General features: G+C 68.6%; 22 protein-coding genes. 5 read left to right on the top strand and 17 right to left on the bottom strand.

Features of this window, described 5'->3' with window-relative positions; translation table 11 throughout:
* Nucleotides 1-10: 10 nt before the first annotated feature.
* From frr to rpsB, 4 genes are all read right to left on the bottom strand, one after another.
* Nucleotides 11-577 carry a ribosome recycling factor gene (gene frr, locus WAE60_RS01975; protein ID WP_029913362.1) on the bottom strand — a complete coding sequence of 189 codons (567 nt, stop codon included), beginning with the start codon at nucleotides 575-577 and terminating at the stop codon, nucleotides 11-13.
* A 25-nt stretch (nucleotides 578-602) separates the two neighbouring features.
* Nucleotides 603-1,340, bottom strand: coding sequence for a UMP kinase (gene pyrH / locus WAE60_RS01970; RefSeq protein ID WP_029913360.1), 738 nt, complete (start codon nucleotides 1,338-1,340; stop codon nucleotides 603-605).
* Nucleotides 1,341-1,539: 199 nt separating this feature from the next.
* On the bottom strand, nucleotides 1,540-2,478 hold the full coding sequence (tsf, locus tag WAE60_RS01965; protein ID WP_337684662.1) for a translation elongation factor Ts: 939 nt from the start codon (nucleotides 2,476-2,478) through the stop codon (nucleotides 1,540-1,542).
* Between the two features lie 108 nt (nucleotides 2,479-2,586).
* Nucleotides 2,587-3,444 (bottom strand): 30S ribosomal protein S2, encoded by an 858-nt coding sequence (gene rpsB / locus WAE60_RS01960; RefSeq protein WP_029913355.1) that lies wholly within the window; start codon nucleotides 3,442-3,444, stop codon nucleotides 2,587-2,589.
* A gap of 346 nt (nucleotides 3,445-3,790) precedes the next feature.
* On the opposite strand from rpsB, the gene WAE60_RS01955 reads away from it, so the two are divergent.
* Nucleotides 3,791-4,441 (top strand): haloacid dehalogenase-like hydrolase, encoded by a 651-nt coding sequence (locus tag WAE60_RS01955; protein ID WP_337684660.1) that lies wholly within the window; start codon nucleotides 3,791-3,793, stop codon nucleotides 4,439-4,441.
* Nucleotides 4,442-4,445: 4 nt separating this feature from the next.
* On the opposite strand, the gene WAE60_RS01950 is transcribed toward WAE60_RS01955, so the two are convergent.
* Entirely contained in the window at nucleotides 4,446-4,796 is a 351-nt protein-coding gene (locus WAE60_RS01950) for a GFA family protein (protein WP_029913352.1), read from the bottom strand.
* 164 nt (nucleotides 4,797-4,960) lie between these two features.
* Here WAE60_RS01950 and WAE60_RS01945 point away from each other — a divergent pair, with 164 nt between their 5' ends.
* Complete coding sequence (locus WAE60_RS01945) at nucleotides 4,961-5,263, top strand: autorepressor SdpR family transcription factor (RefSeq protein WP_029913350.1); 303 nt, start codon at nucleotides 4,961-4,963, stop codon at nucleotides 5,261-5,263.
* Complete coding sequence (locus tag WAE60_RS01940; protein WP_337684657.1) at nucleotides 5,260-5,652, top strand: ammonium transporter; 393 nt, start codon at nucleotides 5,260-5,262, stop codon at nucleotides 5,650-5,652. Before WAE60_RS01945 ends, WAE60_RS01940 begins: the two co-directional genes overlap by 4 nt.
* 141 nt (nucleotides 5,653-5,793) lie before the next feature.
* Here WAE60_RS01940 and dnaE read toward each other — a convergent pair whose 3' ends face one another.
* On the bottom strand, nucleotides 5,794-9,222 hold the full coding sequence (gene dnaE / locus WAE60_RS01935; protein WP_029913346.1) for a DNA polymerase III subunit alpha: 3,429 nt from the start codon (nucleotides 9,220-9,222) through the stop codon (nucleotides 5,794-5,796).
* 24 nt (nucleotides 9,223-9,246) lie between these two features.
* Complete coding sequence (gene sidA, locus WAE60_RS01930) at nucleotides 9,247-9,336, bottom strand: cell division inhibitor SidA (protein WP_035018457.1); 90 nt, start codon at nucleotides 9,334-9,336, stop codon at nucleotides 9,247-9,249.
* A gap of 167 nt (nucleotides 9,337-9,503) precedes the next feature.
* Here sidA and WAE60_RS01925 point away from each other — a divergent pair, with 167 nt between their 5' ends.
* The gene (locus tag WAE60_RS01925) at nucleotides 9,504-10,463 is read left to right on the top strand and encodes a nucleoside hydrolase (RefSeq protein WP_337684655.1); all 960 of its coding nucleotides are present in this window, start codon (nucleotides 9,504-9,506) and stop codon (nucleotides 10,461-10,463) included.
* Nucleotides 10,464-10,553: 90 nt separating this feature from the next.
* Entirely contained in the window at nucleotides 10,554-11,765 is a 1,212-nt protein-coding gene (locus tag WAE60_RS01920) for a hypothetical protein (RefSeq protein WP_337684654.1), read from the top strand.
* On the opposite strand, the gene WAE60_RS01915 is transcribed toward WAE60_RS01920, so the two are convergent.
* The 10 genes from WAE60_RS01915 to nuoN all read right to left on the bottom strand — a co-directional run bounded on the left by WAE60_RS01915 (nucleotide 11,766) and on the right by nuoN (nucleotide 21,645).
* Nucleotides 11,766-12,452 carry an ABC transporter ATP-binding protein gene (locus tag WAE60_RS01915; protein WP_035018518.1) on the bottom strand — a complete coding sequence of 229 codons (687 nt, stop codon included), beginning with the start codon at nucleotides 12,450-12,452 and terminating at the stop codon, nucleotides 11,766-11,768.
* A 13-nt stretch (nucleotides 12,453-12,465) separates the two neighbouring features.
* On the bottom strand, nucleotides 12,466-13,740 hold the full coding sequence (locus WAE60_RS01910) for a lipoprotein-releasing ABC transporter permease subunit (RefSeq protein ID WP_337684652.1): 1,275 nt from the start codon (nucleotides 13,738-13,740) through the stop codon (nucleotides 12,466-12,468).
* On the bottom strand, nucleotides 13,740-15,065 hold the full coding sequence (gene proS, locus WAE60_RS01905; protein WP_337684650.1) for a proline--tRNA ligase: 1,326 nt from the start codon (nucleotides 15,063-15,065) through the stop codon (nucleotides 13,740-13,742). The genes WAE60_RS01910 and proS overlap by 1 nt, the downstream gene beginning before the upstream one ends.
* 396 nt (nucleotides 15,066-15,461) lie before the next feature.
* Nucleotides 15,462-15,722 (bottom strand): DUF1467 family protein, encoded by a 261-nt coding sequence (locus WAE60_RS01900; RefSeq protein ID WP_029913335.1) that lies wholly within the window; start codon nucleotides 15,720-15,722, stop codon nucleotides 15,462-15,464.
* Complete coding sequence (gene mce, locus WAE60_RS01895) at nucleotides 15,722-16,138, bottom strand: methylmalonyl-CoA epimerase (RefSeq protein ID WP_029913333.1); 417 nt, start codon at nucleotides 16,136-16,138, stop codon at nucleotides 15,722-15,724. Before mce ends, WAE60_RS01900 begins: the two co-directional genes overlap by 1 nt.
* 104 nt (nucleotides 16,139-16,242) lie before the next feature.
* Nucleotides 16,243-16,962: a rhomboid family intramembrane serine protease gene (locus WAE60_RS01890; RefSeq protein WP_337684647.1), complete on the bottom strand. Its 720-nt coding sequence runs from the start codon at nucleotides 16,960-16,962 to the stop codon at nucleotides 16,243-16,245.
* 7 nt (nucleotides 16,963-16,969) lie between these two features.
* Nucleotides 16,970-18,664 (bottom strand): ribonuclease J, encoded by a 1,695-nt coding sequence (locus WAE60_RS01885; RefSeq protein WP_337684645.1) that lies wholly within the window; start codon nucleotides 18,662-18,664, stop codon nucleotides 16,970-16,972.
* Nucleotides 18,664-19,449, bottom strand: a complete 786-nt coding sequence (locus tag WAE60_RS01880; protein ID WP_035018517.1) for a type III pantothenate kinase — start codon at nucleotides 19,447-19,449, stop codon at nucleotides 18,664-18,666. The genes WAE60_RS01885 and WAE60_RS01880 overlap by 1 nt, the downstream gene beginning before the upstream one ends.
* Nucleotides 19,446-20,192 (bottom strand): biotin--[acetyl-CoA-carboxylase] ligase, encoded by a 747-nt coding sequence (locus tag WAE60_RS01875; RefSeq protein WP_029913325.1) that lies wholly within the window; start codon nucleotides 20,190-20,192, stop codon nucleotides 19,446-19,448. The genes WAE60_RS01880 and WAE60_RS01875 overlap by 4 nt, the downstream gene beginning before the upstream one ends.
* A 1-nt stretch (nucleotide 20,193) precedes the next feature.
* On the bottom strand, nucleotides 20,194-21,645 hold the full coding sequence (nuoN, locus tag WAE60_RS01870; protein WP_029913324.1) for an NADH-quinone oxidoreductase subunit NuoN: 1,452 nt from the start codon (nucleotides 21,643-21,645) through the stop codon (nucleotides 20,194-20,196).
* Nucleotides 21,646-21,649 lie beyond the last annotated feature (4 nt).

Genomic DNA, 21,649 nt, shown 5'->3' with positions numbered 1-21,649 from the left:
CAGGTCGATGCTAAACCTGCATGATCTCTTGTTCTTTGGTTTTCAAGGCCTCGTCGACCTGCTTGATCGCCGCATCGGTCAGCTTCTGGACCTCGGTCTCCATCTTCTTCAGCTCGTCTTCGCTGATGACGGAAGCCTTTTCAGCCTTCTTGAGGTCGTCGTTGGCGTCGCGACGGATGTTGCGGACGGCCACCTTCTGCTGCTCGGCGTACTTGCCGGCCACCTTGACCAGCTCCTTGCGGCGCTCCTCGGTCAGCGGCGGGATCGGGATACGCAGGTTCTGGCCCTCGACGACCGGGTTCAGACCCAGGCCGGCGTTGCGGATCGCCTTCTCGACCGAGACGACGACGCCGCGGTCCCAGACGTTGACATTGATCTGGCGCGGCTCGGGCACGCTGATCGAGGCCACCGCGTTCAGCGGGGTCGTCGAGCCGTAAGCGTCGACCATCACCTGGTCCAGCAGGCTGGCGGAGGCGCGGCCGGTGCGCAGGGAGCCGAACTCTTCCTTCAGCGCGGCGACGGACTTGTCCATGCGGTCCTTGTAGCGGGACAGGACGGGTTTTTCGGCGGTGGCCATGGCTTGGGCTCTCTTCGCTGGGAAATTAAGCGGCGCGGTCGCCGGAAACGACGGTGTGCGTTCCCTGCCCCTTCAGGACGTTCAGCAGGTTGCCGCGTCCCTTGATGGAGAAGACCACGATGGGGATGTCGTTGTCGCGCATCAGGGCCACGGCCGAGGCGTCCATGACCCGCAGGTCCTTGGCCAGGACGTCCATGTAGCTGAGCGTGTCGTAGCGCTTGGCGGCCGGGTCCTTCTTGGGGTCGGCGCTGTAGATGCCGTCGACGCTGGTGCCTTTGAACAGGGCGTCGCACTGCATCTCGGCGGCGCGCAGGGCCGCGGCGGTGTCGGTGGTGAAGAACGGGTTGCCGGTGCCGGCGGCGAAGATCACCACCCGGCCCTTTTCCAGGTGACGCTGGGCCCGGCGGCGGATGTAGGGCTCGCAGACCGTGGCCATCGGGATGGCCGACTGCACGCGGGTGGAGACGCCGATGCGCTCCAGGGCGTCCTGCATGGCCAGGGCGTTCATCACGGTGGCCAGCATGCCCATGTAGTCGGCGCTGGAGCGTTCCATGCCCTTGGCCGCGCCGGCCATGCCGCGGAAGATGTTGCCGCCGCCGATGACCAGGCACAGCTCGACGCCGGACTGGACGATCTCGCGGATGTCCTCGGCCACCGATTCGACGGTCTTGGTGTCGATGCCGTAGGGCGTGTCGCCCATCAGCACCTCGCCCGAAACCTTCAGAAGCACGCGGCGATAGGGTCTGTGCTGAGGTTCGGACATGCGGAGGCTCTTCCTGAGTCGTCGGGACGCAACATAGTGCGCGTTCCGGAAAAGTGGGATCGGTTTTCCGGGCTGATACCGGCCAGATCGCGTGCAGAAGCACGACCCGGGCGCAAAAAAGGCGCGGCGCGCGCTCTATGCGCGCCGCGCCTTTTCATAGGCGGTCCTGTCCGCCGCCCCGGAAGGCGGCGGAAGAGACTTAGGCTTGGCCGGCCATGGCGGCGACTTCGGCGGCGAAATCGCCTTCCGGAGCCTTCTCCACGCCTTCACCCAGGGCCAGACGAACGAAGCCCTTCACGGTGAGCGGCGAGCCCAGTTCCTTGCCGGTCTCGGCGACCAGCTGCTCGACGGTCTGGTCCGGGTTCATGACGAAGGCCTGCTTCAGCAGCACGACTTCTTCCAGGAACTTGCGGATGCGGCCTTCGACCATCTTCTCGACGACGGCGGCGGGCTTGCCCGACTCCAGCGCCTGTTCGGTGAAGATCTGGCGCTCTTTGTCGATGGCGGCCTGGTCCAGGTCGTCCGGCGACAGCGACAGCGGGGCGGTCGCGGCCACGTGCATGGCGATCTTGCGGCCCAGCTCCAGGATCTTGGCCTGGTCGCCGGCGCCTTCGATGGCCACGAGCACGCCGATGCGGCCCAGGTCCGGAGCGGTCGCGTTGTGGATGTACGACGACACCGCGCCTTGCGAGACGGCGAACTTGGCCGAACGGCGCAGGACCATGTTCTCGCCGATGGTGGCGATCAGGTTGGTCAGCACTTCCGACACGACGTCGCCGTCGGCGGTCTTGGCCGCGTTGATGGCGTCCACGCCGTCGTTGTCCAGGCCGACGGCCGCGATCTTGCGGACGGCGTTCTGGAACAGGTCGTTACGGCCCAGGAAGTCGGTTTCGGCGTTCACTTCCACCGCGGCGGCGGTCATGCCGGCGCCGTCGTTGCGGACGGCGATGCCGACCAGGCCTTCGGCCGCGACGCGGTCGGCCTTCTTGGCGGCCTTGGACAGGCCCTTGGCGCGCAGCCAGTCGATGGAGGCGTCGATGTCGCCGCCGTTTTCTTGCAGGGCCTTCTTGCAGTCCATCATGCCGACGCCGGACTTTTCGCGCAGTTCTTTCACCAGCGCTGCCGTGATCTCAGCCATGAAATCCTCCAGATTCAAACGTTTAGCGACCGAGCTTGATAGCTCGGTCGCATGACAGGGTCACAACGACCGCGCCGAAACCGAAGTCCCGGCGCGGTGGTCGGAAAATCAGCTCGCGGCCGGCTCTTCGGCGACGGCTTCGATCGCCTCGGCGGTCGCTTCTTGAGCGGCTTCCGGGGCGGCGGCGGCTTCAGCCACCGGCTCCGGGGTCAGCTCGCGAGCCAGGGTCGGCTCGACCGGGGCCACCGAAGCGCCCAGGTCGACGCCCGAGGCGGCTTGGCCGGCGGCCAGGCCGTCCAGGACGGCGTCGGCGACCAGGTCGCAGTACAGCTGCAGGGCGCGGGCGGCGTCGTCGTTACCAGGGATCGGATAGGTGATGCCGTCCGGATCGCAGTTGGTGTCGAGGATGGCGACGACCGGGATGTTCAGCTTGCGGGCTTCCAGGATCGCGATCGCTTCCTTGTTGGTGTCGATCACGAACATGATGTCGGGGATGCCGCCCATGTCCTTGATGCCGCCCAGCGACAGTTCCAGCTTGTCGCGCTCGCGGGTCAGCTGCAGCAGTTCCTTCTTGGAACGGCCTTGGCCTTCGCCGGCCAGGACGCCTTCCAGCTCGCGCAGACGCGAGATCGAGCCCGAGACGGTGCGCCAGTTGGTCAGGGTGCCGCCGAGCCAGCGGTGGTTGACGTAGTACTGGGCGCAGCGCTTGGCGGCCGTGGCGACCGGGTCGCTGGCCTGGCGCTTGGTGCCGACGAACAGCACGCGACCGCCGGCGGCGGCGACCTCGCGCACCTTCACCAGGGCCTGGTGCAGGAGCGGGATCGACTGCGACAGGTCGATGATGTGGATGTTCGAACGCGAACCAAAGATGTAGCGGTCCATCTTCGGGTTCCAGCGGTGCGTCTGGTGGCCGAAGTGGGCGCCAGCTTCCAAGAGCTGACGCATGGAGAATTCGGGAAGCGCCATGATAGGTCTCCTTCTTCCGGTTGAACCTCCGTGGACACCCCCGCTCCGAACGATTCGGACCGGGACCGGAACGGTAACGACGGGATGTCTCCCCGGCGTCGCCGCACGTCCACGTGTGGAATGGCCGCGCAAATAGGCGTGAACGGACCAGAAAGCAAGCCCCCAAGACGCTGAACGCCGTGGAATCCTGCCCTCGCCGGCCGCTTTCGGAGGCGATTTCACACCACCGAGCGCCCTCCCCTCGCCCGCAGCGAAACCCGCCTCCGCCGCGTTTTATCCACAGGCCGCCACATCCCGCCCACAGGCGTGACACACGGCTGACAGGTTCGGACGCTAGGAGAAGGCCATGCTCGCGGTCTTCGATCTCGACGGCACCTTGTTGGACGGCGATTCCACGGCGTTGTGGCTGTGGGGCCGGGTTCGCCGCTCCGTTCCCCGTCTGCTCGCCACCCTGCTGGTCGCGCCGGTCGCCATCCCGATGGTCGTCGCGCCGCGCACGCGCCGGGCCGGCGCATCGATCCTGCTGTGGATCGCCACGGCGGGCCTCAACGAGCGCGAGCTGCGGGACTCCTGCGCCGACTTCGCCGACCGCTTCCGGGACAAGGCCCTGCCGCTGCGCTGGCGCGGACCGGGGATGGCGACCCTGGACGAGCACCTGGCCCACGGCGACGAGGTGGTGGTGGTCACCGCCGCCCCCACCGTGCTGGCCCAGGCCCTGATCGACCCGCTGGACCGGCCCATCGTGGTGCTGGGCACCTCGCTGAAGCATCGGGCCGGCGGCTGGGTGGCCGACGTCCACTGCCGCAACCAGCGCAAGTGCCAGGCCCTGGCGGAAGCCGGCCACGGCAAGCGCTGGGCCTACGCCTATACCGACAGCCTGGACGACCTGCCGCTGCTGCGCGGGGCCGACGCGCCGATGATCGTCGGCTGCGGCAAGGCCGCCCATCGCCGCCTCAGCCGCGCCCGCCTGCCCAACTGCCGCGCCGAGGCCTGGTAGGCCGCTACATCGACTTGCCGTCGAACGGATGCGGCTTCAGGGCGAAGACGTCGACGTCGTCCAGGCAGCGGACGTTGATCGCCGCGATCTCGGACCCGTCCGGCGCGACGCCGCGCCCGAACGACTGGATGCCGCAGGTCTCGCAGAACAGGTGCGAGATCTTGTGGGTGTTGAAGCGGTACTCGGTCAGGGCGTCGTCGCCCTGCTTCAGCTCGAAAGCCGCCGCGGGCGCGAAGGCCAGCACCGAGCCCAGCTTGGCGCAGCGCGAGCAGTTGCAGGTGATCAGGCCGTCCAACTCGACGTCCACCGCATAACGCACCCGCCCGCACTGACAGCCGCCTTCGTGTCTGGCCATGGTCTCTTCTCCCTTTCGTTCGCGCCCTCTCGGCGCCTTGAAGACGTTCGGCGGGCGGCGATCCCGACATCGCGGCGCCGCTCCAACCTTCGCATCACGACGCCGTGCGCGCGCCCGATGCGATCCGCCTTGACTCATTTTGACGTTTAGCTAATTGTCTCATCATGAGCCACGTCTTCAGAGCCCTTTCCGATCCGACCCGGCGACGGGTGTTGCACCTGCTGCGCAAGGGGCCGATGAGCGCCGGCGAGCTCGCCGACCAGTTCGACGTCTCCAAGCCGACGATGTCGGCGCACTTCGCGGTGCTGAAGGAGGCCGACCTGGTGCACGCCGAGAAGGCCGGCAAGTCCGTCCTCTATCACCTGAAGCTCTCGGTGCTCGAAGAAGCGCTGCTGGGCTTCGTCCAATCGTTCGGCCTGGACGCGGACGCGCCGGAGCCGAAGCTCGAGAAGGAGATCGCGCGATGACCGAGACGAAGAAGGAACTGGTCGGGAGCCTCGCCTGGGGCGGCGCCCTCCTCGTCCTGGCGCTGGTCGCGACCCTGTCGCGCAAGCTGGGCTATATCGACGGCGAGATGGTCACCCGGGTGGTCGGCGCCAACGGGCTCATGATCGCCTGGTACGGCAACCGCATGCCCAAGACCTTCGTCCCCAGCGCCCAGGCCCGCAAGGCCCGACGGGTCGCGGCCTGGTCCCTGGTGGTCAGCGGGCTGATCTATGCCGGCCTGTGGGCGTTCGCCCCGATCCCGACGGCGGTCTGGGGCGGAACCGCAGCGGTCCTCACGGGCATCGCGGTGACGCTCGGCTACTGCCTGACGCTGCGGGCCAGGGGGCGGGCCAAGGGGAAAGCGGCCTAGCCGCGACCTCCCAAGAACTCGCCCGATAGCCCGGGCCAAGTCGCAGGGCCTGTCGGACCGGAGGCGCGATGCGCCCCCTGCCCGCAGGACCATCCCGGCGCCGCCTGGAAGGCCGCCGCGCCCGCGCTGGGAACCGGTCCCCTAGACATCCTCCAGCAGCGCCACGCCGGGCGCCGTCTTCAGGGCGCCGCGCAGGGCCGCGTCCAGGGTGTAGCGGCCGGGCAGTTTCATCTCGATCTCGCGACCGCCGCCCAGGGCGGCGACCACGCTGACCTCGCCGCCGCGTTGCGACAGGGCCGGCTCCAGGCGCTTCTTCAGCGCCTCGATCTCGGTGGCGGTCGGCGACAGGTGCAGGCGCAGGCCGGCCACCATGTTCTCGATGGCCTTCTCGATCGGCTCGGCGTCGTCGCCGAAGAATCGCACCTCGCCGTCGCGGGCCTTGGCCCGGACCTTGATCGACACCGCCTTGCCCGGCTCCAGCACCTCGCGGCACTTGCGCAGGGACTCCGGCGGGAACAGCACCTCGTATTCGCCGCTGGGGTCGGACAGCGAGACGAAGGCGAACCGGTCGCCGCTCTGCGAGGCGCGCTCCTGGCGGCGGCGGACCACGCCGCACATGCGGAAGGCCTCCATGCCGGCCTCGGCGCGCGGGATCACCTCGGTCAGCATGTGGGTGCGGCGGCGGCGCAGGACGCCCACCATGTCGTCCAGCGGGTGGCCGGTCAGGTAGAAGCCGACGGCGGCCAGTTCCTCGTCCAGCAGGTCGACCTGGGTCCAGGGCTCGGTCTTCTTCAGGCGCGGGCGGCCCGTGCCGCCGCCGAACAGCGCGCCCTGCCCGCCGGCCCGGTCGGCCGCGATGCTCTGGCCGTGGGCGATCAGCACGTCGGCCGAGGCGAAGATCTGGGCGCGGTTCTTGTCGAAGCAGTCGAAGGCCCCGGCCCGCGCCAGGTTCTCGATCGCCCGCTTGTTGACCAGCTTGGGATCGACCCGCTCGACGAAGTCGAAGATGTCGCGGAACGGCCCGCCCTCCTCGCGAATAGCGACCAGGTGCTTCATGGCCTCCAGGCCGACGTTGCGCACCGCGCCCAGGGCGTAGAGCACCTCGCCGTTCTCGACCTCGAAGTCGGCGCCCGAGCGATTGACGTTGGGCGGACGCACGGTGATATCGAACCGCCGGGCGTCCTGGTGGAAGACCGCCAGCTTGTCGGTGTTCGACAGGTCGAGGCTCATCGAGGCGGCCAGGAACTCGACCGGCGTATTGGCCTTCAGCCAGGCCGTTTGATACGAGATCAGGGCGTAGGCGGCGGCGTGCGACTTGTTGAAGCCGTAGCCGGCGAACTTGGCCACCAATTCGAAGATCGAGCCCGACTGCTCCTCCGGGACGCCCTTCTCCTTGGCCCCGGCGACGAAACGGATCTTCTGGAGATCCATCTCCTCCTTCTTCTTCTTGCCCATGGCCCGGCGCAGAAGGTCGGCTTCGCCCAGGCTGTAGCCCGCCAGGATCTGGGCGATCTGCATCACCTGTTCCTGGTAGACGATGACGCCGTAGGTCTCCTTGAGCACCTTCTCCAGCGAGGGGTGCAGGTTGTCGACGGGTTTGCGGCCGAACTTGCAGTCCACGAAGGTGTCGATGTTGTCCATCGGACCCGGGCGGTACAGCGAGATCAGCGCGGTGATCTCCTCGATCGAGCCGCAGCGCATCTTGCGCAGGGTGTCGCGCATGCCCTGGCTTTCCAGCTGGAATACGCCGACCGTCTGGCCCGAGGCGAGGAGTTCGTAGGTCTTGGCGTCGTCGAACGGCAGCTGGCCCAGGTCGACGATCTCGCCGCGCTTGCGCAGGTGCTTCACCGCGCGGTCCAGCACGGTCAGGGTCTTCAGGCCCAGGAAGTCGAACTTCACCAGGCCGGCGCTCTCGACCCACTTCATGTTGAACTGGGTGGCCGGCAGGTCCGAGCGCGGGTCCTGGTAGAGCGGGGTCAACTGGGTCAGGGGCCGGTCGCCGATCACCACGCCGGCGGCGTGGGTCGAGGCGTTGCGGAACAGGCCTTCCAGCTGCAGGGCCACGTCCAGGCAGGCCTTGACGTTGGCGTCCTCGTCGCGGGCCTGCTTCAGGCGCGGCTCGATGTCGATGGCCTGGGCCAGGGTGACCGGCGCGGCCGGGTTGTTGGGCACCATCTTGCAGAGACGGTCCACCAGGCCCAACGGCAGCTGCATCACCCGCCCGACGTCGCGCAGCACGGCGCGGGCCTGCAAGCTGCCGAAGGTGATGATCTGGGCCACGCGGTCGCGGCCGTACTTCTCCTGCACGTAGGAGATCACCTCTTCGCGTCGCTCCTGGCAGAAGTCGACGTCGAAGTCGGGCATCGAGACCCGCTCAGGATTGAGGAAGCGCTCGAACAGCAGGCCGAAGCGCAGCGGGTCCAGGTCGGTGATGGTCAGCACCCAGGCCACCAGCGACCCGGCGCCCGAACCCCGTCCCGGCCCCACCGGGATGTCGTGCTCCTTACCCCACTTGATGAAGTCGGACACGATCAGGAAGTAGCCGGGGAAGCCCATCTTGATGATGATGCCCAGCTCGAAATCCAGCCTGTCCCAGTATTCCTGTTCCGGCGCGGCCAGTTCCGGCAGCGCCGCCAGACGCTTGCGCAGGCCTTCCTTGGCCTGGTGGGTCAGTTCCTCGGGCTCGCTGCGGCCGTCGCCGGTGGGGAAGCTGGGCAGGATCGGGTCGCGCTTGTGCACCATGAAGGCGCAGCGGCGGGCGATGTCGAGGGTGTTGTCGCAGGCTTCCGGCAGGTCTGCGAACAGCTTGCGCATGTCGGCCGCGGGCTTGAACCAGTGCTCGGGCGTGACCCGCCGACGCTCGTCCTGGCCGACGAAGGCGCCGTCGGAGATGCACAGCAGGGCGTCGTGGGCCTCGTAGGTCTCGGGCTTGGCGAAATAGGCGTCGTTGGTGGCCACCAGCGGCGCGTCATTCTCGTAGGCCCAGTGGACCAGGCCCGGCTCGGCGGCGGCCTGGCGCGGCAGGCCGTGGCGCTGGAGCTCGACATAAAAGCGGTCGCCGAACACCCGCTGCATCTCGGCCAGGGCCGCCTCGCCCTCGGCGGTCTTGCCGGCGGCGAACAGGGCGTCGACCGGGCCGTCGGACCCGCCCGAGAGCAGGATCAGCCCCTCGTTCAGCTCGAGGACTTTCTTCCACGGCACCTGCGCCTCGGGCAGCTCGGCGCTTTCCATATAGGCCAGGGACGAGAGCTCGGAGAGGTTCAGATAGCCCTGCTCGTTCTGGACCAGCAGGGTGATCGTGGGCACGCGGGCCCAGCGCTCGGTGGGACCGGCCCCGACGCCCGAGACCGGCAGGGCGCAGCCGATGATCGGCTGGACGCCGTAGTCCTTGCAGTAGACGGAGAATTCCAAGGCCCCGAACAGGTTGGCCCGGTCGGTCAGCCCCGCGGCGGGCATGCCCTCCTTGGCGGCCATGCCCGGGATCTTGTCGGCCTTGATGGCCCCTTCCAGCAGCGAATAGGCCGAACGCACGCGAAGGTGGACGAAACCCTGACCTTCACTGTCCGACATCACCGCACCTCATGGTTCCACGACTCAGGCCACCAACTGGGCGACCTGGCACATCATCCAGACGAAGCTGGCGACAGATACAAGGGCCAAAGACTCACGCGCGATACGGACCATGGGGACACCTCTGCGGTCGTTGCTTGTTTGTTCTATATTCCACCTTTGTTCTCATGCGCAAGAGACCCTTGTTCGATTGCGAGCTTTTTTGTCGCGGAGCCGGCGCCGACGGGCCGCACCCCGCATTTCCGGTGGATTTGCCGCGCGGATCGGCGCAGATCGCGGCCATGCGCCTGATCATCGACACCGACACCGCCGGCGACGACGCCTTCTCCCTGATGCTGGCCCTGCGCCGCCCGGGCGTGAGCGTCGACGCGATCACCATCGCCCACGGCAATGTCGGCTTCGAGCAGCACGCCGAGAACGCCCTGGCCACCCTGGAAGCCTGCGGGCGCGGCGGCGAGGTCCCGGTCTATCTGGGCGCACAGCGGCCGTTCACCCGCGCGCCCCTGGACGCGGCCTATGTGTTCGGGGCCGACGGCATGAGCGACAGTGACCTGCCCCGGGCCGTCCAGCGCCCCTCCCCCGGCCACGCCGCCGACGAGATCGTCCGGCGGGTCATGGCGGCGCCCGGCGAGATCACCCTGATCGCCCAGGCGGCCCTGACCAACATCGCCCTGGCCTATCTGCGCGAGCCGCGCATCGCCCAGGCCGTCAAGCACCTGTGGATCATGGGCGGCACCGACAACGGCGTCGGCAACGTCACCCCGGCGGCCGAGTACAATCTCTACGTCGATCCCGAGGCCGCCAAGATGGTGATCAACGCCGGCTTCCCGACCAGCATCGTCACCTGGACCGAAACCCTGCGCGACGGCCTGCTGAGCCTGGATCAATTGGCGGCGCTGGAGGCCCTGGGCACCCCGCGCGCGGCGTTCTTCACCAAGGTCAACCGCACCTCCCTGGCTTTCGCGCAGGAAACGCAAGGGTTGGACGGCAGCCTGCACCCCGACGCCCTGACCTGCGCCGTGGCGCTGGACGAGGGCCTGATCCTGGAGTCGGAGATGGCGGTCGTCGACGTCGAGACGATGGGCGAGCTGACGCGCGGCTATCTGAGCGTCTCGCACGCCATCCTGCCCGACATCGAACTGGCCGATCCGGCGCTGAAGCGCCGGCCGCCGAACGCGCGGATCATCAAGAAGATCGACCAGGCCGGCTTCTATGCGGCGATGCGCGACGCACTGCTCTGACCGCGGAGCGTTTAACGCAATTTCAGGACGCATCGCTCTAGGCTGCTCCCGCATCGGGGGATGACGACGTTGCGGAGACTTGTCGCGATCATGGGCGCGGCTATCGGCCTCTCGGCCGCCGCGGACGCGCGCGCCGAGGCCGACCTGTTCTCGCGCGGGACCGTGTCGGGCCTGATTGACCTGCGCCTGGGCGCGGCCGGCGGCGAAACGGCCTGGATCGACGGCGGCCTGGGCAAGGGCCGGTTCGGCGACAGCGCCGGGCCCGAGCTGGGCGAGGCCTCGATCGTGTGGAATCCCCGCCTGTCCTCGCACCTGGGCGCGGTGATCGTCGCCCAGGGCCAGCAGCATCAGGATCGCGTGGTCGACGCGGGCGAAGCCTATCTGACCTATCGCGGCGACATCGCCGGGGGCGTCCGCTTCAGCGGCCGCGCCGGGCTGATGTACCCGCCGATCTCATTGGAGCACGACGGGCTGGAATGGTCCGTGCCCGACACCATCACCCCGTCGGCGATCAACAGCTGGGTGGCCGAGGAGACCAAGGTGGTCGGGATCGAGGCCACGGCGCGCGGCGCGATCGGCGGCCAGAAGCTGGCCGCGACGGTGGGCGTCTTCACCCACGGCGACACCGCCGGCACCCTGCTGACCTTCCGCGGCTGGGCGCTGCACGACCTGAAGTCCAGCGCCACCGGCGACTTCCCCCTGCCTCCGCTCAGCCCGTTCATGGCCAAGCGCCAGGCGCCCTACACCACCCCGGTGCGCGAACTGGACGGCCGGGCGGGCGTCTACGGGCGCGTCGAATGGCGGCCCAGCCCGAGCCTGATGCTGGACCTGTTCGCCTATGACAACGACGGCGACCGGACCAGCGTCGACAAGCGCGAATGGTCCTGGGAGACCCGGTTCTTCAACCTGGGCGCCCGCTGGGACCTGGACGGGGCCACCCACCTCCGGGCCCAGGCGATGCAGGGCGAGACCCTGATGGGCTATTCCAACGCCAAGGGCCTGTGGACCGACGTCGGCTTCCAGTCGGCCTATGTCTCGGCGACGCGGGACCTGGGTCCGGGTTCGCTGACCGGGCGCCTCGACCAGTTCTCGACCACCGACCGCACCAACAAGGCGGTCGACGACAACGCCGAGCACGGCTGGGCGGCGCTGGTCGCCTATCGCTGGGACGTGCGGCCGGACGTCCATCTGGTGTTCGAGGGCCTGCGGATCGACAGCGACCGGCCCGAACGGGTCCGCCTGGGCGAGACGCCCCGGCAGACCCAGACCGTGGTGCAGACAGCGCTGCGGTACCTGTTCTAGCTAAAAGCTCTGGGGCGCCAGGTGCCCGTCCTTCAAGGCGAAGACCCGGTCCATGTAGCGCGCCAGTTCCATGTTGTGGGTGGCGATCAGGGCCGCCACGCCGCGCTGCCGGGCCTGCTCGTACAGGGCCTGGAACACCGCCGACGAATTGGCCGGGTCGAGGTTGCCGGTCGGCTCGTCGGCCAGCAGGAGTTTCGGATGATTGGCCAGGGCGCGGGCGATGGCCACGCGCTGCTGCTCGCCGCCGGACAGCTGGCCCGGCTGGTGCTCGACGCGGCCGGCCAGGCCCAGCTGGTCCAGCATCACCTGTGCCGCGGCGCGCGCCTCGGCCCGACCTTTGCCGGCAATCATGGCGGGCATGGCCACGTTGTCGAGCGCGCTGAACTCGGGCAGCAGGTGGTGGAACTGGTAGACGAAGCCCACGGTCGACAGGCGCACCTTGGTGCGCTGGCGCTCGGACAGCTTGGAGCAGTCGCGGCCGTCCAGGGCGATGATGCCGGCGTTGGGCTTTTCCAGCAGCCCGGCGGCGTGCAGCAGCGACGACTTGCCCGAACCGGACGGACCGATCAGCCCGACCACCTCGCCCGGATAGACGTCCAGGTCGACGCCGCGCAGCACGTTCAGCGGGCCGGCCTCGGTGACATAGGTGCGCTCGACGCCGCGCAGGGCCAGGACGGGGCTTGCCACGGGCTGGGTGGGATCACTCATAGCGAAGGGCCTCGACCGGATCGAGCCGCGAGGCGCGGATGGCGGGCGGCAGGGTGGCCAGGATGCTCATGGCGGTGGAGATGCCGACGATGCTCGCCACCTCGGCCCAGTCGATCTTGGCCGGGATATGGGCCAGGAAATAGATGTCGGCGCTGAACACCGCCGTGCCTGTCACCCATTCCACGAAGTTCTGGATGGCGGTGATGTTGGCGCAGAACAGCGTGCCCAGCAGCAGGCCCGCCAGGGTCCCCGACAGGCCGATCGAGGCGCCGGCCATGATGAAGATCCGCAGGATCGAGGCCTGGCTGGCGCCCATGGTCCGCAGGATGGCGATGTCGCGGCCCTTGTTCTTCACCAGCATGACCAGGGCCGAGATGATGTTCAGGGTGGCGATGGCCACGATGAAGAACAGGATCAGCCGCATCACCTTGCGCTCGACCTGCAGGGCGTTGAAGTAGCTGGAATTCTTGTCCATCCAGTCCTGGACGAAGGCGCCCGGACCGGTGGCCTGCTCGATGATCGGCTTGATCTCCTTGGCCTTGTCCGGGTCGGCGACCTTGATCTCGACATAGTCGATCGAGGTGTCGCGGCCGAAGAACAGCTGGGCCTGGGGCAGCGCCATGTAGACGAAGCTCTCGTCGAACTGGCTCATGCCGACGCTGAAGATGCCGCCGACGGTGTAGTCCTTCTCGCGCGTCGAGCTGCCGAACGCCGTGGCCGGGCCCGAGGGCGAGATCAGGGTGATGGCGTCGCCGACCGACAGGCCGAGGTTGCGGGCCATGCGGTCGCCGATCAGCACGATGTCGCCGCCGTACTCGCCGTCGCCGAACCCGGCCAGCGAGCCGCGCTTGATGTTCGACGAGATCATCTTCATGCCGCGCAGGTCGGCCGGGGTGACCCCGCGCACGATGGCGCCGGACACCTGGCTGGGGCCGATGACCATGGCCTGGGCCTCGACCATCGGCGCGGCCTGGGTGACCCCGCGCACGGCCTTGATGCGGGTGATGACGCCGTCCCGGTCGGGGCCGTTCAGCAGCGGCCCCTGGGCGTAGACGTGCCCGTTGAAGCCCAGCAGCCGGCCCAGCAGCTCGGCGCGGAAGCCGTTCATCACGCTCATCACGGTGATCAGGGCGAAGACCGCCAGCATCACCGCCGCGAACGAGATGATGGCGATCAGCGCCACGCCGCCGTTCTTGCGCTTGTTGCGCAGGTACCGCCAGGCGACGGTGCGCTCCCAGGTTCCGAACGGACCGGCGCCGAGGGCCATCAGGCGGCCTTGCCCGACAGTTGCGCCAGCACGTCCGCCAGCGGCGCCGAATGGCGCTCGCCGGTCTTGCGGTTCTTGATCTCGACCACGCCCTCGGCGATGCCCTTGGGGCCGACGATCAGCTGCCACGGCACGCCGATCAGGTCGGCGGTGGCGAACTTGGCGCCGCCGCGGGCGTCGGTGTCGTCGTACAGCGGGTCGCGGCCGGCGGCCTTCAGCGCCTTGTAGGCGGTCTCGCAGGCCTCGTCGCAGGCGGCGTCGCCCTGGCGCATGTTGATGATCGCGATGCCGAACGGGGCGACGGACTCGGGCCAGATGATGCCGCCCTCGTCGTGGCTGGCCTCGATGATCGCGCCCAGCAGGCGCGAGACGCCGACGCCGTAGCTGCCCATCTGCACCGGCACGTCCTTGCCGTCCGGACCCGTGACCAGGGCCTTCATCGGCTCGGAATACTTGGTCCCGAACGAGAAGATGTGGCCCACCTCGATGCCGCGCGCCGACAGGCGGTCGCCCTCGGGGATGGCGTTGAAGGCGGCCTCGTCGTGCATTTCCTCCGTCGCGGCGTAGAGCGCCGTGCGCTGGTTCACCAGCGGCTGCAGGTCGCCGTACCAGTCGACGTCCGGACCGGGCGCGGCCATCTCGACCAGGTCCTTGTGGCAGAAGACGGCGCTTTCGCCGGTGTCGGCCAGGACGATGAACTCGTGGCTGAGGTCGCCGCCGATCGGGCCGGTGTCGGCGCGCATCGGCACGGCCTTCAGGCCCATGCGCGAGAACAGGTTCAGATAGGCCACGAACATGCGGTTGTAGGCCTTGCGCGCGCCCTCGGCGTCGAGGTCGAAGCTATAGGCGTCCTTCATCAGGAACTCGCGGCCGCGCATCACGCCGAAACGCGGACGGCGCTCGTCCCGAAACTTCCACTGCACATGGTACAGGTTCTTCGGAACGTCCTTGTAGCTCTTCACATAGGCCCGGAAGATCTCGGTGATCATCTCCTCGTTGGTGGGCCCGTACAGCAGCTCGCGCTCGTGGCGGTCGACGATGCGCAGCATCTCGGGGCCGTAGGCGTCGTAGCGGCCCGACTCGCGCCACAGGTCAGCCAACTGCAGGGTCGGCATCAAGAGCTCGATGGCGCCGGCCCGGTCCATTTCCTCGCGGACGATCTGCTCGACCTTGTTGAGCACCTTCAGGCCCAGCGGCAGCCAGGCGTAGATGCCCGCCGCCTCCTGGCGGATCATGCCCGCGCGCAGCATCAGCTGGTGCGAGACGATCTGGGCGTCGGAAGGAGCTTCTTTCAGGACGGGCAGGAAATAGCGCGACAGGCGCATGGAAGGGTCGTCTCCGGGGAACGTAAGAGCGTGACAGCCGAAAGTGTGGGCGGTTTCGGCGACCGTCACGCTCTCGATGCTTGAATACGGCGTTGAGATAGCCGCTCAGGCGTCAGCTTGGCAACGCGCGCGGCGAAAAGATGGCTGAGCCAATCCTGTGGACAAAGAAAAGAAGGCCGCGCGGTCCTCGCGCGGCCTTGCAAGTCATCGTCGGGGAAGACGCCACAGAGCAAGGTCGGAAAACCCGGCCTCGTGAATCTGAGATTAGGCCCCGAACGATTGTTCGGGGCGCCCGATTGCGTCTGGCCTGACCAGTTGGCGAAGTTCGCCCACGGATTGGGCGAATGTCGGCAATTTCAGCGTCGTCCGCCCAAGGCGTGGGCGCCATTCCTAGGATCAATAGGTAGCGGGCAGCGCCGGCAGCTCGATCAGGTGGAAATGGATGACCAGCAGCAGGCCGGCCATCACCAGGGCCGACACCCAGGTGGTGGTGAAGAACTTGCGCTTCAGGTTCGGATTGACCGGCGCGCCCGGATCGGCGCCGGGCGGCGGCTCGATCCCCATCTCCTTGAAGGTGCGGTTGCCCAGCGGCAGCACGGCGAACAGCGTGGTCCACCAGATGGTCAGATAGACGGCGATGCAGGTGACGGGACCCATCAGTGAGCCTCTTTCGGCGTTTCCATGAGCTCGACCAGCATGCCGCCCATGTCCTTGGGGTGAACGAAGATGATCAGGGTGCCGTGGGCGCCGATGCGCGGTTCGCCCAGCACGGTGGCGCCCTTAGCGACGAGGCTGTCGCGGGCCTCGTAGATGTTCTCGACCTCGAAGCAGATGTGGTGCTGGCCGCCCTTGGGGTTCTTGGCCAGGAAGCCGTGGATCGGAGACGCCTCGCCGTAGGGCTCGATCAGCTCGATCTGGCTGTTGGGCAGGTTGACGAAACAGACCCACACGCCCTGCTCGGGCATGGCCCACTTCTCGGTGTGCGAGGTCGCGCCCAGCAGGTCGCGGTACATCTTCACCGACTCGTCGATGGAGGGCGTGGCGACGCCGACGTGGTTGAGCTTGCCGATCATGGCTTCGTATCCTGCGGGCTGGGGCGCTGACGGCCCTCTGTTCGTTTTGCCCAGGGTATAGACGACTTCAGGGCGCCGCGGCGAGGCGTTTCAAACGGCCGGGCTCAGGCGGGTTGACGCAGCCACCAGTACCGGACCGGGAAGGCCTGGACCAGGAACAGGCCGGCGATGAAGCCGCCGACGTGGCATTCCCAGGCGATCATCAGACCGCCCTGCCCCGACGCCCTGCCGATGCCGAAGCCGATGGCGATCAGCACCAGGTTCATGACGACGAACGACCAGGTCTGCTTGCCGACCTGGCGGGAGAAGACCGGAGCCAGCTCGCCGTCCGCGGTCAGCCGCGCCACCGCGCCCCACAGGCCGCAGATCGCGCCCGACGCGCCGACGGCCGAGATCTCGCCGTTCCAGTGCAGGCCCAGGAACAGCAGACCGCCCGCCACGCCGCAGATCAGGAAGAACGCCCAGAACAGCAGGGCCCCCTTCAGGTCGCTGCCCAGGCGCACGGCGATGACCGGTCCCAGGCTGACCAGGGCGGTCGTGTTCATGAAGATGTGCAGCAGCCCGCCGTGCAGGAAGATGTGCGTCAGCGGCGTCCACCAGAACCCCTGCCGGAAGTACGGCGGGTAGAGCGAGCCGAGGGCGAACATGGCCTCCTCCCAGCCCTGGGTCTTGGCCAGGAACTGGACGCCGGAGACGATCCAGAGGACGACGGTCAGCAAGCCCAGCGCCCAGGCCGGACCGGTCAGCAGACGCAGGGTCCGCCGCCAGCCGGGCTCGGGCGTGGGCTCGGGCGCCGCTTCAGGCGGCCTTGTCGCCTCGTCCATGGGGACCTCAGATCCGCAGGACCGTGGTCTCGACCACGGGCTTGCGTTCCCAGATGCGGAAGGCGGCCTTCTTCACGGCCTTGGAGATGGCGCTCTCGATGGCCTCGTCGATCTCGCGCTGGTCGCCTTCCAGGCGCTTGAAGGCGTTCTCGGCCTCCTCCGCCAGGTCGTCCAGGGCGTCGTCCAGCGGGTACTCGGCGTCGCCGGCCAGGCCCAGGCCGCGCACCTGCGGGCCCGAGACCACGCGGTTGCGGCCGTCCAGCACGATCGAGACGGCCAGCACGCCGTTGAACGCCGCGTGCCGCCGCTCGCGCAGGGCCTCGCCGTTCTCCGGCGTCACGACGCCGCCGTCCACGTAGAGACGGCCCGACGGGACCTCGTCGATGATCGACGGATGGCCGGGGGCCAGCAGCACCATGTCGCCGTTGCGCGGGCTGACCGCGTGCGGCACCTGCAGATCCTTGGCGAAGGCGGCGTGCTCGATCAGGTGCCGGCGCTCGCCGTGGGTCGGCACAGCGATCTGCGGTCGGGCCCACTGGTACATCTGCTTCAGCTCGTCGCGGCAAGGGTGGCCGCTGACGTGGATGCCCGGGGTGTCGCGCTCGGTGTGCAGGCGCACGCCGCGGTCGGCCAGCTTGTTCTGCAGGTTGCGGATCGGGATCTCGTTGCCCGGGATCACCCGCGAGCTGAAGATCACATGGTCGCCCTGCGAGAGCTTGACGTGCGGGTGGGTGCCTTCGGCGATCCGGGCCAGGGCCGCGCGGGCCTCGCCCTGGCTGCCGGTGCACAGGAACAGCACCTCGTTCTCGGGCAGGTATTTGGCCTGGTCGTCGGTGATGAAGGGCTCCAGGCCCTCCAGCAGGCCGACGTGGCGCGCGGCGGCGCTCATCCGGTGCATCGAGCGGCCGGCCAGGCAGACCTTGCGGCCGGCGGCCTGGGCGGCGCGGATCACGGTGTCCATGCGGGCCACGTTCGACGCGAAGCAGGCCACGGCGATCTTGCCCGTCAGGCCGGCGATCAGCTTGTTCATCGCCTCGCGCACGCCGGCTTCAGAGCCGGCCTCGCCGTCGACGAAGACGTTGGTGCTGTCGCAGACCATGGCCAGCACGCCCTCGTCGCCCAGCTTGCGGATGGCGTCGACGTCGGTGGCTTCGCCCAGCTGGGGATCGGGGTCGATCTTCCAGTCGCCGGTGTGCAGGATCGTGCCCAGCGGCGTCTTGATCGCCAGGCCGTTCGGCTCGGGGATCGAGTGGGTCAGGGTGACCATTTCCAGGTGGAACGGGCCCAGGTCGAAGCTGCCGCTCAGCGGCACCTCGGTGATCTCGACCTCGCCCAGCAGACCGGCGTCGCGCAGCTTCTCGCGTAGCAGGAAGGCGGTGAACGGCGTGGCGAAAACCGGCGCCTTCAGGCGCGGCCACAGCCAGTGCACGGCGCCCAGGTGGTCTTCGTGGGCGTGGGTCAGGACGATGCCGAGGATGTCGTCGGCGTACTGCTCGATGAATTCGGGGTCCGGCAGGATGATCTCGACGCCGGGCGTCGTCTGGTCGCCGAAGGTCACGCCCAGGTCGACGACGATCCACTTGCGGTCGTCGGCCGGGCCATAGCCGTACAGATTGAAGTTCATGCCGATCTCGTTCGACCCGCCCAGGGGCAGGAAGACGAGCTCGTCCTTGGGGGAAGGCTTGTCGGTGAATTTGGTCATTACGTCTCTAAATGGGTGTTACGGCGATGAATTTCGAGGAGACCACGGATGGTCAGATCTGAGTCGAAGTGGTCGATGCTGTCGGTGGCGCCCTCGAACAGCGAGGCGACGCCGCCGGTGGCGACCACGGTCATGGGTTCGGCCCGTTCGGCCTTGATCCGGGCCACCAGGCCCTCGATCAACGAGATATAGCCCCAGAACACGCCCGACTGCATGGCGCTGACGGTGTCGGTGCCGACCACGCGGTTGCGGGCCGGGCGCTGGATGGCGATGCGCGGCAGCTTGGCGGCGGCCTCGTGCAGGGCCTGCATGGAGAGGTTGATGCCCGGGGCGATGATGCCGCCCTCGAACGCGCCGTCGGCGGCGACGATGTCGAAGGTGGTGGCCGTGCCGCTGTCGATGACGATCAGCGGGCCGGGATAGACCATGTGCGCGCCCACGGCGTTGACCAGGCGGTCGGCCCCGGCCTCGGACGGCTTGTCGATGCGGACGTCGACGCCCAGCTTGGCGTTCTCGCCGATCACCAGCGGCTCGACGTTGAAATAGCGCCGGCTCAGGTTGCGCAGGTTGAAGATCGACTGCGGCACCACGCTGGAGATGATCACCGAGTCGATGGCGCGGAAGCCCAGGCCCTGCATCGACAGCAGCTGCGACAGCCACACCACGTATTCGTCGGCCGTGCGCGTGCTCTCGGTGGCCGCGCGCCACTGGGCGATCCAGGTCGCGCCGTCGTGGATGGCGAACATCGTGTTGGTGTTGCCTTGCTCGATGGCCAGCAGCATCAGGAGGCCCCTCCGAAAAAGACGTCGCCGGCGGTGACCCGCCGCAGTCGGCCGTCGGCTAGACGAAGACGCAGCGCACCGTCGCCGTCCAGTCCCTCCGCGATCCCTTCCAGGGTCTCGGTCCCCAGGCGGGCGACGCAGGCCTCGCCCAGGCCGTGGGCGCGGGCGGTCCAGGCGTCGGCGATGGCGGGGAAACCCAGGCGCAGCCAGACGTCGTTCCAGCGCGCGAAGGCGGCCGACAGGACCTCGATCGCCTCGACGGGCGACGGCGGCGGGGCGTCGCGCCAGGTGGTCAGGGCCGTGGCGGGGCGTTCGCTGTCGATCGGCTTGCGGGCCAGGTTCACCCCGATCCCCACGGCGATCCACAGGCCGCCGGTCGGCCGGGTTCCGGACTCGACGAGGATGCCGCTGACCTTCAGCCCGCTCAGCAGCGGGTCGTTGGGCCATTTGAGGCTGACCAGGCTCGCCGGCACATAGGCCGCCAGCAGGTCGGCGACCGCCAGGGCGGCCACGAACGACACCTGGGCGGCCTCGCCCGGCGGCTTGTCGGTGGAGAACAGCAGGGTGGCGGCCAGGTTGCCGTCGCCGGTCTCCCAGGCGCGGCCGCGCCGTCCCCGGCCGGCGGTCTGGCGTAGGCCGACCAGCCACACCGGGCCCGCCTCCCCCGCTTCCGCGCGGCGACGGGCCTCGGCGTTGGTCGAGTCGATCTCGTCGAGGACGACGACGGGCGTGGACTCGCCCGTCACGTCACGCGTGGCCAAAGGCCGCCGCGGCGGCCCTGGCGGCGGGGTCCAGCCAGATCAGCGCGACCAGCACGATCGGGAACGAGAACAGCGCCGCGGCGAAGCCCACCGCGCGGGCGGTCGGCTGCGGCTTGTCCACGCCGGCGACCGGCGCGTCGAACCACATCGTCTTGATCAGGCGCAGGTAGTAGAACGCCGCCACCACGCTGCCGACCAGGCCCAGCACCGCCGCCCATTGCAGCATGACGTCGCCCGAGCCCATGGCCGCGCCGAAGACGTAGAACTTGGCCCAGAAGCCCGAGAACGGCGGCAGGCCCAAGGCCGACAGCGAGAACGCGGTCATGGCCAGGGCGATGCCCGGACGCTCCTTCACCAGGCCCGCCATGTCCTCGATGGTCTCCATCGGCTTGCCGTCGCGCGACAGGGCCTGGAGGCAGGCGAAGAAGCCGGTGACGTCGACCATGTACAGGGTCATGAACAGCAGCATCGAGTGCAGGCCGGTCTCGCCGCCGGTCGCCACGCCCAGCAGGGCGTAACCGACGTTGGCGATCGAGCTGTAGGCCCACAGGCGCTTGAGGTTGTTTTGGGCCAGGCCGGCGAAGGCGCCGACGAAAACCGACAGCAGCGCGGTGACCACCAGGATCTGGCGCCACTGGGCCACCGAGTCCGGGAAGGCGTCGCCCAGCACGCGGGCGAACATCATCATGGCGGCCAGCTTGGGCGCGGCGGCGAAGAAGCCGACGACAGGGGTCGGGGCGCCTTCGTAGACGTCCGGCGTCCACATGTGGAACGGCGCGGCCGAGACCTTGAACGCCAGGCCGCAGAGCAGGAACACCAGGCCGAACAACAGGCCCACGCCGTGCGCGCCATGGGCGACGGCGGCCCCGGCGGCGGCGATGTCGGCGAAGCGGGTGGAACCCGCGAAACCGTAGATGAGCGAAGCGCCGTACAGCAGCAGGCCCGACGACAGCGCGCCCAGCACGAAGTACTTCAGGCCCGCTTCCGACGACTTGGCGTCGTCGCGGCGGAAGGCGGCCAGGACGTACAGGGCCAGCGACTGCAGCTCGACGCCGATATAGAGGCTGATCAGGTCGCCGGCCGAGGCGGTGACGCCCATGCCCAGCGCCGACAGGACCACCAGAACGGCGAACTCGAACTTCTGGTCGCCGCGGACGGCCAGCCAGCGGTCGCCCAGGATGACGGCGATGGCGCTGAAGCCGTAGATCGCGACCTTGGCGTAGGTGGCCGCGGCGTCGGCGGCGTAGACGCCGTTGAAGGCGTGGCCGTGCGGTCCGACCACGGCGGCGACCGCCGCGCCCAGCAGGGCCAGGACGGCCGCGCCGTTGAACAGCGGCGTGACCTTGCCGTGGAAGGCGCCCCAGACCAGCAGAACCAGGGCCGAGAGGCCCAGGATCACTTCGGGGAGAACGAGGGAGAAGTTGGCGGCGAACGTCATGGGG

The organism is Caulobacter sp. CCG-8, assembly GCF_037402475.1.
Taxonomy (GTDB): domain Bacteria; phylum Pseudomonadota; class Alphaproteobacteria; order Caulobacterales; family Caulobacteraceae; genus Caulobacter.
Note: the sequence above shows the minus strand (reverse complement) of the source record. Positions and strands in the feature narration are given on the sequence as shown.

What these genes read in the sequence shown, in the direction of transcription:
- dnaE (WP_029913346.1), bottom strand. Translation starts at nt 9,222, where the DNA reads ATGTCGGACAGTGAAGGTCAGGGTTTCGTCCACCTTCGCGTGCGTTCG.
- WAE60_RS01920 (WP_337684654.1), top strand. Translation starts at nt 10,554, where the DNA reads ATGGGCGCGGCTATCGGCCTCTCGGCCGCCGCGGACGCGCGCGCCGAG.
- sidA (WP_035018457.1), bottom strand. Translation starts at nt 9,336, where the DNA reads ATGGTCCGTATCGCGCGTGAGTCTTTGGCCCTTGTATCTGTCGCCAGC.
- WAE60_RS01940 (WP_337684657.1), top strand. Translation starts at nt 5,260, where the DNA reads ATGACCGAGACGAAGAAGGAACTGGTCGGGAGCCTCGCCTGGGGCGGC.
- tsf (WP_337684662.1), bottom strand. Translation starts at nt 2,478, where the DNA reads ATGGCTGAGATCACGGCAGCGCTGGTGAAAGAACTGCGCGAAAAGTCC.
- WAE60_RS01950 (WP_029913352.1), bottom strand. Translation starts at nt 4,796, where the DNA reads ATGGCCAGACACGAAGGCGGCTGTCAGTGCGGGCGGGTGCGTTATGCG.
- frr (WP_029913362.1), bottom strand. Translation starts at nt 577, where the DNA reads ATGGCCACCGCCGAAAAACCCGTCCTGTCCCGCTACAAGGACCGCATG.
- pyrH (WP_029913360.1), bottom strand. Translation starts at nt 1,340, where the DNA reads ATGTCCGAACCTCAGCACAGACCCTATCGCCGCGTGCTTCTGAAGGTT.
- WAE60_RS01945 (WP_029913350.1), top strand. Translation starts at nt 4,961, where the DNA reads ATGAGCCACGTCTTCAGAGCCCTTTCCGATCCGACCCGGCGACGGGTG.
- mce (WP_029913333.1), bottom strand. Translation starts at nt 16,138, where the DNA reads ATGATCGGCAAGCTCAACCACGTCGGCGTCGCCACGCCCTCCATCGAC.
- WAE60_RS01955 (WP_337684660.1), top strand. Translation starts at nt 3,791, where the DNA reads ATGCTCGCGGTCTTCGATCTCGACGGCACCTTGTTGGACGGCGATTCC.
- proS (WP_337684650.1), bottom strand. Translation starts at nt 15,065, where the DNA reads ATGCGCCTGTCGCGCTATTTCCTGCCCGTCCTGAAAGAAGCTCCTTCC.
- WAE60_RS01900 (WP_029913335.1), bottom strand. Translation starts at nt 15,722, where the DNA reads ATGGGTCCCGTCACCTGCATCGCCGTCTATCTGACCATCTGGTGGACC.
- nuoN (WP_029913324.1), bottom strand. Translation starts at nt 21,645, where the DNA reads ATGACGTTCGCCGCCAACTTCTCCCTCGTTCTCCCCGAAGTGATCCTG.
- WAE60_RS01890 (WP_337684647.1), bottom strand. Translation starts at nt 16,962, where the DNA reads ATGGACGAGGCGACAAGGCCGCCTGAAGCGGCGCCCGAGCCCACGCCC.
- rpsB (WP_029913355.1), bottom strand. Translation starts at nt 3,444, where the DNA reads ATGGCGCTTCCCGAATTCTCCATGCGTCAGCTCTTGGAAGCTGGCGCC.
- WAE60_RS01885 (WP_337684645.1), bottom strand. Translation starts at nt 18,664, where the DNA reads ATGACCAAATTCACCGACAAGCCTTCCCCCAAGGACGAGCTCGTCTTC.
- WAE60_RS01925 (WP_337684655.1), top strand. Translation starts at nt 9,504, where the DNA reads ATGCGCCTGATCATCGACACCGACACCGCCGGCGACGACGCCTTCTCC.
- WAE60_RS01910 (WP_337684652.1), bottom strand. Translation starts at nt 13,740, where the DNA reads ATGGCCCTCGGCGCCGGTCCGTTCGGAACCTGGGAGCGCACCGTCGCC.